16 protein-coding genes and 1 pseudogene are annotated in these 15448 nt (G+C 64.5%); 8 read left to right on the top strand and 9 right to left on the bottom strand.

Annotated elements, in window-relative coordinates; genetic code table 11:
- Positions 1-123: 123 nt before the first annotated feature.
- Positions 124-750, top strand: a complete 627-nt coding sequence (locus M1B34_RS11840) for a MiaE family protein (protein WP_123332164.1) — start codon at positions 124-126, stop codon at positions 748-750.
- Positions 751-803: 53 nt separating this feature from the next.
- Here the strand turns inward: M1B34_RS11840 and M1B34_RS11835 are convergent, their stop codons facing one another.
- Positions 804-1370, bottom strand: a complete 567-nt coding sequence (locus M1B34_RS11835) for a GNAT family N-acetyltransferase (protein WP_268261047.1) — start codon at positions 1368-1370, stop codon at positions 804-806.
- A 243-nt stretch (positions 1371-1613) separates the two neighbouring features.
- On the opposite strand from M1B34_RS11835, the gene M1B34_RS11830 reads away from it, so the two are divergent.
- The gene (locus M1B34_RS11830; RefSeq protein WP_268265246.1) at positions 1614-2045 is read left to right on the top strand and encodes an HD domain-containing protein; all 432 of its coding nucleotides are present in this window, start codon (positions 1614-1616) and stop codon (positions 2043-2045) included.
- Between the two features lie 12 nt (positions 2046-2057).
- Here the strand turns inward: M1B34_RS11830 and M1B34_RS11825 are convergent, their stop codons facing one another.
- From M1B34_RS11825 to M1B34_RS11815, 3 genes are all read right to left on the bottom strand, one after another.
- Positions 2058-3329, bottom strand: coding sequence for a cation:dicarboxylate symporter family transporter (locus M1B34_RS11825; RefSeq protein ID WP_268265245.1), 1272 nt, complete (start codon positions 3327-3329; stop codon positions 2058-2060).
- A 94-nt stretch (positions 3330-3423) separates the two neighbouring features.
- On the bottom strand, positions 3424-4632 hold the full coding sequence (locus tag M1B34_RS11820; protein WP_268265244.1) for a pyridoxal phosphate-dependent aminotransferase: 1209 nt from the start codon (positions 4630-4632) through the stop codon (positions 3424-3426).
- Positions 4633-4644: 12 nt separating this feature from the next.
- Positions 4645-5310, bottom strand: a complete 666-nt coding sequence (locus tag M1B34_RS11815) for an RraA family protein (RefSeq protein WP_268265243.1) — start codon at positions 5308-5310, stop codon at positions 4645-4647.
- 127 nt (positions 5311-5437) lie between these two features.
- Here M1B34_RS11815 and M1B34_RS11810 point away from each other — a divergent pair, with 127 nt between their 5' ends.
- Complete coding sequence (locus M1B34_RS11810) at positions 5438-6343, top strand: LysR family transcriptional regulator (RefSeq protein WP_268261042.1); 906 nt, start codon at positions 5438-5440, stop codon at positions 6341-6343.
- 56 nt (positions 6344-6399) lie between these two features.
- Here M1B34_RS11810 and M1B34_RS11805 read toward each other — a convergent pair whose 3' ends face one another.
- Together M1B34_RS11805 and M1B34_RS11800 are read right to left on the bottom strand one after the other, a co-directional pair.
- Positions 6400-7017 (bottom strand): DNA-3-methyladenine glycosylase family protein, encoded by a 618-nt coding sequence (locus M1B34_RS11805; protein WP_123332182.1) that lies wholly within the window; start codon positions 7015-7017, stop codon positions 6400-6402.
- A gap of 90 nt (positions 7018-7107) precedes the next feature.
- Positions 7108-7509 carry a hypothetical protein gene (locus M1B34_RS11800; protein ID WP_123332185.1) on the bottom strand — a complete coding sequence of 134 codons (402 nt, stop codon included), beginning with the start codon at positions 7507-7509 and terminating at the stop codon, positions 7108-7110.
- A 261-nt stretch (positions 7510-7770) separates the two neighbouring features.
- Here M1B34_RS11800 and M1B34_RS11795 point away from each other — a divergent pair, with 261 nt between their 5' ends.
- Positions 7771-8418: a hypothetical protein gene (locus M1B34_RS11795; protein WP_268265242.1), complete on the top strand. Its 648-nt coding sequence runs from the start codon at positions 7771-7773 to the stop codon at positions 8416-8418.
- Between the two features lie 117 nt (positions 8419-8535).
- Positions 8536-9078 (top strand): CbrC family protein, encoded by a 543-nt coding sequence (locus M1B34_RS11790; RefSeq protein ID WP_268261041.1) that lies wholly within the window; start codon positions 8536-8538, stop codon positions 9076-9078.
- A 40-nt stretch (positions 9079-9118) separates the two neighbouring features.
- Here the strand turns inward: M1B34_RS11790 and M1B34_RS11785 are convergent, their stop codons facing one another.
- Both M1B34_RS11785 and M1B34_RS11780 read right to left on the bottom strand, forming a co-directional pair.
- The gene (locus M1B34_RS11785) at positions 9119-9772 is read right to left on the bottom strand and encodes a hypothetical protein (RefSeq protein ID WP_268265241.1); all 654 of its coding nucleotides are present in this window, start codon (positions 9770-9772) and stop codon (positions 9119-9121) included.
- A gap of 138 nt (positions 9773-9910) precedes the next feature.
- Positions 9911-10851, bottom strand: a pseudogene (locus M1B34_RS11780) (class I SAM-dependent methyltransferase).
- A gap of 160 nt (positions 10852-11011) precedes the next feature.
- Between M1B34_RS11780 and M1B34_RS11775 the strand changes: the two are divergent.
- Both M1B34_RS11775 and M1B34_RS11770 read left to right on the top strand, forming a co-directional pair.
- The gene (locus M1B34_RS11775) at positions 11012-11734 is read left to right on the top strand and encodes a GNAT family N-acetyltransferase (RefSeq protein ID WP_268265240.1); all 723 of its coding nucleotides are present in this window, start codon (positions 11012-11014) and stop codon (positions 11732-11734) included.
- A 174-nt stretch (positions 11735-11908) separates the two neighbouring features.
- The gene (locus M1B34_RS11770) at positions 11909-13264 is read left to right on the top strand and encodes a methyl-accepting chemotaxis protein (RefSeq protein ID WP_123332197.1); all 1356 of its coding nucleotides are present in this window, start codon (positions 11909-11911) and stop codon (positions 13262-13264) included.
- A gap of 60 nt (positions 13265-13324) precedes the next feature.
- On the opposite strand, the gene M1B34_RS11765 is transcribed toward M1B34_RS11770, so the two are convergent.
- A complete protein-coding gene (locus M1B34_RS11765) occupies positions 13325-14383 on the bottom strand; it encodes a LacI family DNA-binding transcriptional regulator (RefSeq protein WP_268265239.1) in 1059 nt (352 codons plus the stop codon).
- A gap of 136 nt (positions 14384-14519) precedes the next feature.
- On the opposite strand from M1B34_RS11765, the gene M1B34_RS11760 reads away from it, so the two are divergent.
- On the top strand, positions 14520-15443 hold the full coding sequence (locus tag M1B34_RS11760) for a TIM barrel protein (RefSeq protein WP_268261037.1): 924 nt from the start codon (positions 14520-14522) through the stop codon (positions 15441-15443).
- The last annotated feature ends 5 nt before the right edge of the window (positions 15444-15448 follow it).

Raw genomic sequence — 15448 nt, 5'->3', positions numbered from 1 at the left:
GCCGTGGCCGGTATAATCGCCGCCTTTGCCGTGAACCCTTTGCCCCGTGAGCCTCATGTTGAACATCCCTGATCGTGCCGCTTTCTTGCCTTCCGCCGTTGTTGCTGCCTTGGAAGTGCGCCCATGAACTTCCCGGAAATCCACGACTTCCTCGGTTGCCGCACCCCGCAGGGCTGGGTCCAGGCGGCGCTGGCGGATCAGGAAACCCTGCTGATCGACCACAAGAACTGCGAGTTCAAGGCCGCCAGCACGGCCCTGAGCCTGATCGCCAAGTACCACTCCCATGTCGATCTGATCAACATGATGTCGCGCCTGGCCCGCGAAGAGCTGGTGCACCACGAGCAGGTCATGCGCCTGATGAAGAAGCGCAAGGTCGAGCTGCGCCAGTTGTCCGCCGGGCGTTATGCCTCGGGCCTGCGCAAAGTGGTGCGCAGCCACGAGCCGGTAAAACTGGTGGACACCCTGGTGGTGGGGGCCTTTATCGAAGCCCGCAGTTGCGAGCGTTTCGAAGCCCTGGTGCCGCATTTGGACGAAGAACTCGGCAAGTTCTACTTCGGGCTGCTGAAAAGCGAGGCCCGGCATTATCAGGGTTACCTGAAGCTGGCCTATCAGTACGGCGACGCCAAGGACATCGCCCAGGTGATCGACAAGGTGCGCGCCGCCGAGCAGGAACTGATCGAATCCCCGGACGTCGAGTTTCGTTTCCACAGCGGCGTGCCCAGCGCCGGATACCAGGAAAGCCCGCGCTAACCGGCGGCTAAGCGCGCTGTGCCGGGGCCGTGCTGAGCCCCGGTCGGCGCCTGTTACAGCTCCAGGCTATGGATCACCTGGGTGGCGTCATCCGGGTCGATAACGCTGCTGAAGCCCAGGGTCTTGGCCAGCTTGCGCATGTTGTAGTTGATGGCGCTGTCCACCGAGAACATGCGGATAAACTCATGGGCCCGGGCCTGATCCAGCAGGCGCCGCATCAGCAGCACCCCCAGCCCTTTGTTCTGCCACTCATCGGCCACGGTCAGCGCGCATTCGCAGCACCTGGGTGTCTCGACGGCCAGGGCGTAGCGGCTGATGCCGATTTCCCGCAGGGTGCCGTTGTCATGCACCAGGGCCACAAAGGCTTGCCGCTCAGGCGTGCCGACATCCATCAGTTGATCCAGCAACACGTTGCCGACTTCCTTCACCTCACCCAGAAAACGTTGATGGCGGGTCACCGGTGAAAGGTTTTCGATAAAGGCTTTCTCCCGGTCCCGGTCCTGGGGTCGCAATGGTCGGATCAGTACGTGGCTGCCATCGTTGAGGGCCTCGATCCAGTACTGGCCTTGCTGGGTGGGGAAGTGGTGGTGGGCGAGGGTGTTCAAGGCAGGGCTGGGCATGGTCGAGGCTCCGAGGGCTTGAGGCGGTAGGCGCAAGGTTTACGCTGCTGGAACCCGGGGCGTTTGATCGATATCAATGTTCAAGGTGGGGCGGGTTGATTGTCGATCAGCGGTCATGGCCGCTGCGGCGCCTTCCAGGACTGGTTACTATCTACGCCTCAGCAACGGGAGACTGAACATGTCCAGACCAGCCCGCACCTGCCTGACCATCGCCTTGGGCGAGCGTCCGCAAGAGGCCTTTCAATGAGCACCCTTGAACGAGCCATCGCCATCGCCGCCATGGCCCATGAAGGCCAGGTCGATAAGGGCGGCGCGCCCTACATCCTCCACCCGCTGCAGGTGATGCTGCGCCTGCAAGACCCGGAAGCACGCACCGTGGCGGTGCTGCATGACGTGGTCGAGGACAGCCCCGTCAGCCTGGAAGATTTGCGCGAGCAGGGCTTCAGCGAGGGCGTATTGAGTGCCCTGGAGGCCCTGACCAAGCGTGAAGGGGAGGACTATCAGGCTTTTGTCGAGCGGGCCGGGCGGGACCCGTTGGCGCGCCAGGTGAAGTTGGCCGACCTGGCGGAAAACAGCGACCTGTCGCGCATCCCCGCTCCCAGTGCCAAGGACCTGGAGCGGGTCGCCAAGTACCGCCGGGCCATCGACTACCTGGAAGGCTTGGCCCAGGGTTAATGTCGGCCCCGGCTACAGTGGGTTGCGCGCCATCGGCGGTTGCGCCGGCTGTGCACTGCGCGCCTCCCACTTGGCGATCACCAGTGGCGCCAAGGCATTGCCCAGCACATTGAGCGCCGTGGTGGGCATCTCCATCAGCCGGTACACGCCGGCGATAAAGGCAATGCCTTCCAGGGGCAGGCCAGCGCTGGCCAGGGTGGCCGAGAGGATCACGAACATAAAGCCCGGAACCCCGGCGGCGCCCTTGGACGTCAGGACCATGGTCACCACCAGCAGTGCCTGGTCCGCCAGGCTCAGGTCGATGCCATACAACTGCGCCACGAACAGGGTGCCGATGCCGAGGAACAGCGAGGCCCCGTCCAGGTTGAACGAGTAGCCCACCGGCACCACAAAACTCACCAGGGACGGCGGCACGCCATAGGTTTCCAGTTTTTTCATCAATTGCGGCATCACCGCCGCCGAACTGGCGCTGGAGAAGGCCAGGATCAGCTCGTCCTTGATGTGCCGCATCAGTGCGAACAGGTTGACCCCCACCAGCCGGGCGATGCCGTTGAGGATCACCAGGGTGAAAAACAGGATCGCCACGTAGCTGACCAGGATCAGCTTGCCCAAGGGCAGCAGCGAGCTGAAGCCGAAGTTGGCCACGGTCACCGCGATCATGCCGAACACGCCGATGGGCGAGTAGGCCATGATCATCGAGGTGACCTTGAACATCGCTTCCGACACCGCCCGCAGCATGGCAATCAGCGGTTCCCGGCGCTCCGTGCTGAGCTTGGACACGCCGAGGCCGAACATCACCGCAAAGAACAGCACCGAGAGCAGGCTGCCTTGGGCCATGGCGTTGATCACGTTGTCGGGGATGATGCCGACGATGATCTGCCCCAGCCCGTGGGCGCCGCCATTGGCGCTGGGCAAGGTGATGGCCGCGGCCTTGAGGCTGGCCAGGTCGGTGCCGGCGCCGGGCTTGAGCAGGTTGCCGATCACCAGGCCGACAATGATCGCCAGGGTGGTGATGCAGAAGAAGTAGCTCAGGGCCTTGACCCCGACCCGGCCCAGGGCCTTGCCGTCACCCTGGCCGGCAATGCCCACCACCATGCAGGAAAACACGATGGGCACCACGATCATCTTCATCAGCTTGATAAAGATGTCGCCGGCCGGTTGCAGCAGGTTGTCCACCAGCCAGGGGCGAGAGTCGGGAAAACGGTGCAGCAGGGCGCCGATGGCGATTCCGGCGAGCAGGCCGATCAGGATTTGCCAGACCAGCGCAATGCGGGGCTTATGCATGGGGATGCCTCATTTGATGACAATGATTATGAGTGTTGTTCTAGGCAGTCAATGAGCAGCCGTCCGGTGGCTGTCGGGTGTTGCGGTCAGGCCGTCAGCGCAAGTCTTGGCATGCTTTTTCCAGACGGCGGCAGCCTTCCTCGATCACCTCCAGGGAGCTGGCGAACGACAGGCGTATGTACGGCGACATGCCGTAGGCCGCGCCCGCCACCGTGGCCAGGCCGTGGGCTTCAAGCAGGTAGTTGACCAGTTGGCTGTCGCTGTCGATCAGCAGCCCTTGTGGGGTGCGGCTGCCGATCAGCCGCGAGACATTGGCGAACACATAGAAGGCCCCGTCTGGCGCGGTGCAGTGCAGGCTCTCGATGGGCGCCAGAAGCTCCAGCATGCGCTCGCGGCGTAGCTGGTAGACCTCGCGCATGGCGGCGATCGGTGCCTGGTCGCCGGCGAAGGCGGCCACGGCGGCGGCCTGGCTGATGGAGCTGGGGCAGGTGGTGGTTTGCGACAGCAGCTTGCCGATGGCGCCGATCAACCAGGCAGGGCCGGCCCCGAAGCCCAGGCGCCAGCCGGTCATGGCGTAGCCCTTGGAGGCACCGTTGACGATCAGGGTGCGGGGCTTCAGGTCCGGCGCCACGTGCACCAGGGACAGGTGCTGGGCGTCGCCATAGACGAACTGTTCATAGATCTCGTCAGCCATCACCAGCAACTGCGGGTGACGCCGCAGCACTTCGGCCAGGGCCAGCAGCTCGGCCTCGGTGTAGACCGCGCCACTGGGGTTGTTGGGGCTGTTGAGAATCAGCCATTTGCTGCGCGGGCCGATGCTGCGTTCCAGCTCTTGCGCGGTCAGCTTGAACCCGTTGATTTCGTTGCCGGCAATGATCACCGGCGTGGCGTCATTGAGCCGGGCGATATCCGGGTACGACACCCAGTACGGCGTGTGCACGATGACTTCGTCGCCGCGATTCAGGGTCGCCGCCAGGGCGTGATAGATGATGTGTTTGCCGCCGCAGCCGGCCACCACTTCATCCAGGCCGTAGCTCAGGTGGTTGTCGCGTTGCAGCTTCAGGCAGATGGCCTGGCGCAAGGCCAGGGTGCCGGTGGTGGCGGTGTAATGGGTGTCGCCACTGGCCATGGCCTGGCGCGCGGCCTCGAGGATATGCGCCGGCGTGTCGAAGTCCGGCTCGCCGACGGTGAAGTTGACGATGTCCCGGCCCTCGGCCCGCAACTGGCTGACCAGGGCGTTGGCGGCGATGCTCGGTGACGGCTGGATACCCAGCACACGATCGGAAAGAAAGGCAGTGCTCATCAGGTGTCTCCCTTAGTCGGCCAGGCCGGCTTGTGCCAGGACCTTGTCCATCCAGCTCTGGCGTACGGCGCCGGTGGCGATTTCAGCTTTGACGTGTTCCTCGTGGGCTGCGTGTTGGGCGGCGCGACGCAACACCTCTGCCGCGTCGGTCTGGGCAAAGGCCACCAGGCCGTCTTCATCGCCCACCAGCAGGTCGCCGGGCTGGATCAGCATGCCGCCGATGGACACCGGCACGTTGATTTCCCCAGGGCCGCTCTTGTAGGGGCCGCAATGCACCACCGCCTTGGCGTAGCAGGGGGTGTCGTCGAAGCTGGCGACGTCGCGGATCGCGCCGTCGATGACAAACCCGACGCAGCCGCGTTGCTGGGCATAGAGCTTGACCAGCTCGCCGATCACCGCGTTGTTGGTGTCGCCCTGGGCGTCCACCACCAGCACGTGGCCGGGCTGAAGCATGCTCATGGCCTTGTAGATCAGGAGGTTGTCGCCGGGGCGGGTCTTGACCGTCAGCGCCGTGCCGACCAGCTTGCCGCTGCGGTTGTAGCGGGTCAGGCCGCGGGCGCCGATGTGCCGTCCGAGGTTGTCGCTGATATGGGGCGTGACCACCTGGGCGAAGGCTTCGAGCACTTCGGCGGCGGCCAGGGGTGGGTTGGGAAGAATGCGCGAACCAGGCAAGGACATGGCGATGCTCCTGAAGAATGGGCTCAGCCGGTGTGGCTGTGGGCCGATCTTAGGAGGGTTAAATAAACAGTTTTAGCGATATTTTATTATGCGATACCATCGCTTTTTTTCATCAGATGCTAGGCCAATGATTACCTTCAAGCAGATCGATGCTTTGTACTGGATTGCCGAGCTGGGCAGTTTCGAGGCCGCGGCCAACCAACTGAACATGTCCCAGTCGGCTATTTCCAAACGCATTCAAGAGCTGGAAGACACCTTTGGCGTGGCGGTCTTCGACCGCAGTAAACGCAACGCCCGGCTGACCGAGAAGGGCGCCGAACTGCTGGATTACGCCAAGGACCTGCGCGAACGCCGAGACTCGCTGATGCAACGGGTCAGTGCCCGGGAAGTGCTGGTGCGGCGCTTTCGCCTGGGGGTGACCGAACTGACTGCCCTGACCTGGTTGCCGGCCCTGGTGGAGGCCATGCGCCAGGCCTATCCCAGGGTGCAGATCGAACCGTCGGTGGAGCTGAGCAGCGAGTTGTTTCGCAAGCTTGAGGACGATCAATTGGACCTGGTGATCGTGCCGGATGTGTACCACGACACGCGATTTGTCTGCACACCGCTGAAAAGCGTGGAAAACGCCTGGATGTGCGCGCCAAGCCTGATTCCCGACGCCGACCCCATCAGCCTGGAGCGCCTGGCCAGTTTCACCGTGATGACCCAGGGCTCGCAGTCCGGCACCGGTCTGATCTACGAGCGTTGGTTGGCCAGCCACAAGGTGCAGATGCCGCGCACCCTGACCAGCCACAACCTGTTGGTGCAAGTGGGCCTGACCCTGTCGGGCATGGGCGTCAGTTACCTGCCCAAGGATTGCCTGTCGCACCTGATCGAACAGGGCGCCCTGCGTGCCCTGGTGACCCAGCCGAGCCTGCCGCGGATTCGTTATGCGGCCTTGCATCGTCAGGACCGGCAATTCGGCCTGAACCCGGACGTGGCCCGTTTGAGCCAGGAGTGCTGCGACTTCTCGCGCCTGTTATTGCACGGGGCTTGAGTTTGATGGGGCGGGAGCTTCATGAGGCCTGAGACGCGACGCTCTCCAGGCCCGGCTCAAGGCGCCGGCACCCGCCACAGGTACCAGGCCGCCAGCGTCCGCCAGGGGCGCCAGGCCTGGCCGATCTCGATCATCTGCCGGCGGCTCGGTGCCTGCTCCAGGCCTTTGAGGCGGCGGTAGCCCTCGCGGACGCCGAAGTCATCGGCGGGCAGGATGTCCAGGCGCTCCAGGCTGTAGATCAGCAGCATTTCCACGGTCCAGCGGCCCACCCCGCGCAAGGTGGTCAGGCGCTGGATCAGGGTTTCATCGTCCAGGGCGCGGGCGCCGGGTTCGTCCGGCACTAGGCCGTCGAGGGTGGCCTGGGCAATGCCTTGCAGGGCGGTGACCTTGCTCGCGGAAAAGCCGCAACCGCGCAACACCGCCACATCGCAGGCCAGCAGTTGCTCGGGGCGCGGGAAGTCCTGCCCCGGGAACAGCGCCAGCAGGCGTCCTAGAATCGCTTCGGCGGCCCGGGCGTGCAATTGCTGATAGGCCACCGCCCGCATCAGCGCCTGATAAGGATCGCGGGTGGGTTTGGCCTGGTGCAGGCAGGGGCCGATGGTTTGGACGTGCCGAGCCCAATCGGCGTCCAGGCGTTCGAGGAATTGGCGGGCGGCTAGGTAGGGTTCGGGCATGGTGAGGGGCAGACCGGGCAAGGGCGAGGCTGGCAGATTAGCCCGCCTCGGGCCGGGCCGCACTCGGTGGCTTGCGCTGCAATTCGGCTTTCAGGCGTCGCGCAGCAAGTCGTGGGCGTCCAGCAGGCGGTAGGCGATTTCCGGGTTGTTCTCCAGGCCCCGGCGAATCGCTGCTGGAATCGCCTGGCGGGTCTTGCGACACAAGCCCGGCAGTTCGGCGAGGTGGATGGCGATGCCACGCATGCTCCGCACTTCATTGTTGCTGGGGGCGATTTCGACGCGGATGCCCAGTTGGTCATACAGGCGCTGTTGCAGATGCTGCAGGTCTTCCAGGCTCTTGAGCTGTTCCAGCCGCGCCAGCAGGCGTTTCTCTTCGGGGCGGGTCAGGCGCAGGATGCGCTGGTCGGCGCCGGGAACGTCCAGCAGCCGCTCGCGCTCGCAAATGCAAGCGCCGGGCGGGCAGGGTGAGCGAATCGGCAGCGTGGGGTTCATGGGGAGCAATCATAGCCATGGGCACGGGCCTTTGCCCATCGCCGTGTCGGGCTGGAAGGGGCTGGCCCGCGGCTGACCGGCCAAGGTGGGCAAGGCGCTGCTCGCGCGCGTGGCTGCTGACCTTGGACGGGCGTTGGTTTATATTGCGCGGCGCTCAGCGTCAGGCGGCCCAGACCGATGACCGACGATGAGCGCAGACCCCTTCCACGACGGTCGGGGCAGCCGCTCCCGACCTCGAGCTACGACAAAGAAAGGAAATCAATGTCTTCTCCACTTTTGCCCCTGGCCCTCGCCTTGAGTGCCAGCGCCTTGTCCCTAAATGCCAGTGCCGCCGCCGATTTCGCCACGTGCTTCAGCCTGACCCCCAACGTGCAGTTTCGCTCCGGCGACACCACCACCCAGATTGTTGACGTGATGTTCAATGACCAGAAAGGCAGGGCGGTGGTCAATGCTGCGGGCGGCAGTAAAACCGCCGCGGTCTATGACCTCAGCGGGCGCCGGTTGCTGGGCGAGGTGCGCTACGGCATCGCGGCCCTGGGTGCCGACCCGCAAACGCCAATCATGACGGACATCTACACCCAGTCCCCGGAGTTCCCCAAGCAGGCGGTGCCGGGCGCCAAGTTCAGGGTCACCGGCAGCGGTGAGCGGACCAATCATGCCCAGGGTTGGGTCGACCCCGTGAACTACGACAGTTTCACGGACTACACCTTCGTCGGCTTTGAAGATGTGCAGACTGAGGTCAACCGTGCGCCGCGGACCTTCAAGGACAGTTGCCACGTGAGCGCCAGCAGTGGCGACGAGCGCATCGAAGTCTGGTACGCCGCAGGCTACGGCCAGATCAAATTTGAACGATATTCCGGTCAGTCGCTTCTTATGCAGGATGTGATCGACACGATCATCGAAAAGTAAGGGTTGCCCAGGGGCCACCAAGTGGTTGCCGGGGTGGCGCCTGATTGTTTTTTGTCGCCTCTGCCGCGCCCTGTGCCAGGGCCCGCGCCGAGGCTAGCGGAGCAAGGAGTCCTGCTGATGAAACTGCCTGAATTTGCCTACCATCCCGACCCGGTCGCCAGCGGCTCGGTGCAAGCCAGTGACGCCACCTGCCTGTGCTGTGAACAGGCCCGTGGCTGGATATATGTCGGCCCGGTGTACGCAGTGGAGGAATACCAAGACTGTTTCTGCCCCTGGTGCATCGCCGATGGCAGTGCCCACGAGCGTTTCCAGGCGAGCTTTACCGATGAAGACGGCATCGGCCAGGACGCCGAAGAGGAATTGGACGAGGCGGTGATTGCCGAGGTCAGCCAGCGCACTCCCGGCTACAGCGGATGGCAGCAGGAGCAGTGGTGGAGCCATTGCGGCGATGCTGCGCAGTTTATCGGCAAGGCCGGTCATGACGAATTGCAGGCCCTGGGTGCCGAAGCGATCCTCGCCGTGCAGGACGCCACGGGCTTGCCCAACGGCGCCCAGTGGGACGCCTTCTTCAGTGCCCTGGACAAAGACCGGGGGCCCACGGCCTACCTGTTCCGCTGCCGGCATTGCCAGGCCATGGGCGCCTACCAGGACCATCACTGATCAGCGCACAGTTCCAGCGCGCCGACGCAGTGGGGTGTGTTCAGGAGCCTGGTTTGTCGACAAACACCACCTGGACCTCCTGGGTGATTTTTGCCGGGGTGGTTTCCAGGTCGGGTGACGAATAGCTGACCTGTGTCACCGCCAGCGCCAGCTTGCCGGCGGGTGCCGGTACGCTCAGCGCGTTGATGAACACGTCGTTGCCTTTGCAGTAGACCTCCATGTCGGCCCCGCAATTGCCGCTGTTGTCTTCTTCGGAGGCGCTGTACAGGGTCTTGGCGGTCCAGCCGTCAAAGCGCACCACGGCGTAGGTTTTTTCCATGATGCCCTGGCCCGAGCTGGCCGAGCCGATCAGCACCAGGCTCTGCTCGGGGCCTTGGTCGCCCAGCAACTGGATGCCGTTGTACTGCCCGCCAAACTCTTCCAGGGCCCTGGCCTGCTTGAGCTTGGGGCGCACCAGCAGGTAGCCGGCCCAGAAGTTACGCGCGGCTTCCTCGTAGCTGACCCCGGCCAGGTAGGCCTGTTCCTTGCCGGCCAGGGTCACCGGCACCAGTGTCTCCACGGTAATGCCCATGGCTTTTTGTTCGGCCGGTGCCCAGGCCTTGACCTGTTCGTGGCTTGGCGGTGTGTCTGCCAGGGTGGGCAGGCTGGCGAGCAAAGCGACCGCTGAAATCAGGCAACGTAACAATGAACCCATGGACAACTCCCTGTATGCACTAATGACGTGACGTGCAGCCGACCCGGCTGCTCAGGGCGTCGAAGATACAAGTCGGCCGGGCAAAGAGCCAGCCGTCGCCAGTGGATTTCGCCCCCCATAAAAGCCATTCCCTGGGGTTCAGGCCTGCTGCTGGAACACCAGGGCCTTCAAGCCACCGTCCAGGCCGGCATCGGGAAATTCCGGCGGGTTGTCCAGGCGTTGTTCGAAGTGCAGGCCCGGTGCTTCGCGGGTGACGCCGTCGATCAGGAACTCGGCGCCCAGGGCCGGGTCGTTCATGCAGGCCAGCACCGTGCCTTGGGCGGTCAGCAGTTCCGGCAGGCGGCGCAGCACCCGCTGGTAGTCCTTGGTCAGCACGAAGCTGCCTTTCTGGAAGGTCGGCGGGTCGATGATCACCAGGTCATAAGGGCCGTTCTGGGTCACCTTGCCCAGGACTTGAACAGGTCATGGCCGAGAAACGTCACCTGGTCCAGGTTGTGCTCGTTGAGCCGATGATTGTCCCGGCCGCGGCTCAGGGCCGGGCGCGACATGTCCAGGTTGACCACATGGCTGGCGCCGCCGGCCAGCGCCGCCACGGAAAAGCCACAGGTGTAGGCGAACAGGTTCAGTACCCGCTTGCCCTGGGCGTTGTCGCGCACCCAGTTGCGCCCGTAACGCATGTCGAGAAACAGCCCCGTGTTCTGTTTCTGCCCCAGGTCTATGCGGTAGCGCAGGCCGCCTTCGGTCAGGGTCCACTCTTCAATAGGCTCGCCCAGCAGCCACTCGGTAGTGCTGCGCAGCAGGTAGCGGTGTTGCAGCAGCAGGTGGTGGGCGCCGGAGCGGGCCCAGGCGGCCGACTGGGTGAGTTGCAGCAGGTGTTGCTGCAAATCCTCCAGTTGCCCAGGCTCGGGCTCCTTGAACAGCGACACCAGCAGCACGCCCTGCAGCCAGTCCACCGTCACTTGCTCCAGGCCCGGCCAGCAGCGGCCGCGGCCGTGGAACAGGCGGCGGGTTTCATCGGGCGGGGTGTCCAGGGCGGTCAACAGGTGCTGGTGCAGGGTGGCAAGGGCGTCTGGGGTCATGGAAGCGGTTCGGCCAGTTTCAAGGGGGCGGCATTCTAACCGCAAAAACACCAATTGCCGCGCCGGGCCACGGGCAATCGCCGGAGCGGTTATCATAGCGCCGCCGCGCGCCGCCTCCCGGCCGCGTCGAGTTGCCATCACCTTCAGAGTCAAAGGTTCCATGCCCACGATCAGCCTGCTGCACACCCCGCCTTCCGAACCCCTGAAAAGCCAGCTGTTGCAGATGGTGGTCGACTACGTCAGCGACATCAGCGCGGTGGCCATCGCCCCGAGCAACCCCCTGTACCCGCTCTATCAATACGCCGTCGGCCTGGAAGTCCATCGCTACCTGGACGCCATGGACGGCACCCGGGGCCTGTCTGTGGAGTTGGCGCTGGCCACTGATGAGCACGACCCCGAGACGCTGATCGGCTTTGCTCTGTACCTGCCGTTGCAGGACGACCCCGACGCCTGCGCCGTGGCCTACCTGGCGGTGCGCGAAGGGCATCGGCGCCAGGGCGTGGCGCGGGCGCTGTTGGCGCCGGTACAGGCCCGCTACCCGCAGGTGGAGGTGGCGTGTGGGGTGGGCAAGATGGCCTGTTTCGAAGCTCTGGGCTTCCAATTGATCGGTGCCCGCGGGCCGCAGGTGCTGATGAACACACGGGACCATGGCAGTGACGGGTTGCTGGCGGTGCTGGATGTGGCGCCGATCTTCAGCTCCCTGGAAGTGCGGCAGATTCATGCCTACCTGCTGCAGCAACATGGCCGCAAAGCCATGCTCGACGCCGAGAAAAAACGTGACCGCCACCTGGACCAGTTGACCCGCCAGGCCCAGGCCCTGGTGCTGGAACGGTTGGGCCCCGACGCCTTGGGCGCCCGCGGGCCTGGGCTGCGTCTGGTCTAGCCCGTCGGCCAGCGCCGAGGCCGCGGCGCCGGGCGTTTTGCGGGGCTGCACGCGCCCTGGTGCAGTGACCGGGGCACGCTGTGAAAAAGTCTGGCCCAATCGCTTCAGCTCAGCTTTGTACCGCCGATATTAGATCGAGGGTCCAACGGTTTCTGATCGCGCTGAGGGTACGTCATGTTCAATAAAATTCTTAAAAGTGAACTGACGGCCAGGACGGCCGAAGTAGCAGGCTTCAAAGGACTGATTACAGCACTTGAACGCTCTATGGCCGTCGTCGAGTTCGACCTCGACGGTAAGGTGCTGCGGGCCAACGATAACTTTCTTCGCACCATGGGCTATCGCGCCGAGGCGCTGGTGGGCAAGTCGCACCGCGACTTCTGCCCGGCGGCCTTGGTCCGCAGCGCCCAGTACAGCGAGTTCTGGGCGCAACTGCGGGCCGGCACCTTCGTTTCCGGGACGTTCCAGCGCCTCAATGGCCAGGGGCAGGCCGTCTGGCTGGAGGCCAGTTACAACCCGGTGGTGGATGAACAGGGGCGGGTGTTCAAGGTGGTCAAGTACGCCCTGGACGTCACCGCCAAGGTCGCCCAGGAAGCCGAGACCCGCAGCAAGCTGGTGGCCCTGGACCGTGCCATGGCCGTGATCGAGTTCGACCTGGCCGGCAATATCCTGGTGGCCAACGACAACTTTCTCCAGGTCATGGGCTATTCCCTGGGCGAGATCAAAGGCAAGCAGCACCGCCTGTTCTGCGAGCCAAGCCTGATCAACAGCAGCGAGTACAGCGACTTCTGGCGTCGCCTCAATGCGGGCGAGTTTTTCAGCGGGCAGTTCAAACGCCTGGGCAAGCACGGCCGCGTGGTGTGGCTGGAGGCGACCTACAACCCGGTCTACGACGCTGAAGGCAAGCTGTACAAAATCGTCAAGTTCGCCAGCGACATCACCGAGCGGGTGGAGAAGTTCGAGGAAGACTCCCGGGGCGCCTCGCGGGCCTACCACATCTCCGCCGAGACCGAGAAAGTCGCCGAGCAGGGCGCCCAGGTGATTCAGGAAACCGCCCGGGAGATGCGCCAGATTGCCGACAACATCGGCTCTTCGGCGCGCCTGGTGGGCCAGTTGGGGGATCGCTCCGAGCAAATCACCGCCATCGTCAACACCATCCGGGGCATCGCCGACCAGACCAACCTGCTGGCGCTCAATGCGGCCATCGAAGCGGCGCGGGCCGGGGATCAGGGGCGCGGTTTTGCCGTGGTCGCCGATGAGGTGCGACAGCTGGCGGGCCGCACCAGCCGCTCGACCGCGGAAATTGCCGAGATGATCGGCAAGATCCTTGCCGAAACCCGCGAAGCAGTGGCCAGCATGAACACCACCCAGGAAGGCGCGCAACGCGGGGTCACCCTGGCCGACCAGGCGGGCTCGGTGATCCTGCAGATTCGCGCCGGCACCAGCGACGCCGTGGAGGCGGTGAGCATGTTCGCCTCGAAAATGGATGAGTCCGAGGTGATTCCCAAGTCCGCGGTCGGTTGGGTCGGGTAAGGACGCCGCTATAAGCGCCTGCCGCTAGGGCCTTTTAGGCCTCTGGCGGCGCGGGCTCGGTCAGACGCTTTCCGCCACGTCGATCTGCGGCGTCAGCATGCGTTTGTCCGTGCACGGCGCGGCGGGGTCCAGGGCACTGGCGATCATCAGTTGCAGGGCTTCCCGGGCCAAGTCGGCCACCGGGTGCGAGAGCACCGCCTGCACCAGCCCCTCCGTCAGGGCCGTGGCGGTGAGCGGAGTCAGGTCGTGGCACACCACCACCGGCAGGCGGATTTTCTGAGCCTGCAATTGGCGCAAGGCCTTGAGCACCCCAGCAATACCGCCCCCGGCCACATACAGGCCCACCAGGTCGGGCTCGCTGCTGAGCAGGTCCAGCGTGCTGGCGTAGGCGAAGTCTTCGTCTTCCAGCGTCAGGCGCGTTGCCAGCAGTTCCCAATCCCCCTGCTGTTCCGTCAGGTAGGAACGCAGGCTCATTTCGCACAGTTCCTGGCATTGAAAACGCTGGGTGCCAAGCATCACGGCCACCGCACCCGGTTGCTGCGCCAGATGACGGATAAACCAACCGGCACTGCGCCCCATGCGGCGATTGTCGACGCCCACGTAGGCGGCGTTGGCCGCTGCTTCCAGGTCCGACACCAGGGCCACCACCGGCAAGCCATTCGCCGCCAGCTCGGCCACCGCTTGGCGCACCAGTGGATGGTCGGCACTCACCAGCCCCAGGGCGTCGACCTCGCCGCGCAGGTGCCGAATACGTTCGGCTGTGGCGGCCGGGTCCAGGTCATCGATGTAATGGATCAGCACCCGCACCTGGGCCCGCACCGTGCTGGCGGCCGCCTCGTTCAGGGCCTTGGCCAACCCCTGGTAAAACGCCACGCCCCGTTTTTGCAGGAGAAAGCCCAAGCGCACCTTGGGGCGCTGTTGCAGCAGCCGTTGCTCGATCACATTGCGCCCATGGAAACCCAGGCGCGCTGCCGCCTCGGCAATCCGTTGGGCGGTGTCGGCGCGCACATTGGCCCTCAGGTTCATCACCCGGTCCACCGTGGCCAGGCTCACGCCGGCCTCTCGGGCTACGTCTTCCAGGGTCGGGCGCCGTGCAGGCGGCTTCGGTTGCTCTGACATGAAATGCAAGGCCGTTTCAGGTTTTTGAGGGGTTTTGCAAGGTTCTGCGAGCGGACTATAGCAGCGCGAGCACCCAGCCACTTAGGATTCCTCATAGCGCGATGTCGCTGCATAAGAACAATGAGCGGAGTGTCCTATGAGCCTGAATATTTCCACGGCGCCTTGTTGCTGGGGCGTGGATGACGTCAACAATCCCCATCTGCCGGACTGGCGCCTGGTGCTCGATGAGGCGGCTCAGGCCGGCTATCGCGGCATCGAATTGGGGCCCTATGGCTACCTGCCACTGGACGTCGCCACCTTGGCGCCCGAGCTGCAACGGCTGAATCTTGAAGTGGTGGCCGGGACGATTTTCGACAACCTGGTGGACCCTGCCAATCTGCCCCGGTTGCTGCAACAGACCCACGACATCTGCTCCTTGCTCAAGCAACTGCCGGCCATTGCCCGCCAGCCCGGCCAGCGCTATGCCTTGCCGTGCCTGGTGGTGATCGATTGGGGCCACGAGGAGCGCGATTACGCGGCGGGCCACAGCGACCGCGCCCCTCGCCTGGAGGCCTCGGCCTGGCGCGGCATGATGGGGCATATCCGCCGCATCGCCGAGCTGGCCTGGGGCCAATACGGGGTGCGCACCGTGGTGCATCCCCACGCCGGCGGCTACATCGAGTTCGCCGATGAGCTGGCGCAGCTGGTGGCCGACATTCCCTATGAGGTGGCGGGGCTGTGCCTGGACACCGGCCACCTGTACTACGCCGGCATGGACCCGCTCAGCACCTTGCGCCAATACGCCGAACGCCTGGATTACCTGCATTTCAAGGACATCGATCAAGGGGTGTTCGAACAGGTGCTGAACCAACGCATCCGTTTTTTCGCCGCCTGCGGCCAGGGCGTGATGTGCCCCATCGGCCAGGGGGTGATCGACTACCCGGCGTTGCGTGAACTGCTCGGTGAGCTGGGCTACCAGGGCTACATCACGGTTGAGCAGGAGCGTGATCCGCGTCAGTCCGGGGGCAGCCTGAAAGACGTTGCCGCCAGCCGTGCCTACCTTTCCCGGGTCGGTTTCTGACCGGC

It is taken from the genome of Pseudomonas morbosilactucae (genome assembly GCF_023241715.1).
Classification (GTDB): domain Bacteria; phylum Pseudomonadota; class Gammaproteobacteria; order Pseudomonadales; family Pseudomonadaceae; genus Aquipseudomonas; species Aquipseudomonas morbosilactucae.
The sequence above is the reverse complement of the archived record's forward strand: the minus strand, read 5'-3'. Positions and strand labels throughout refer to the sequence as shown.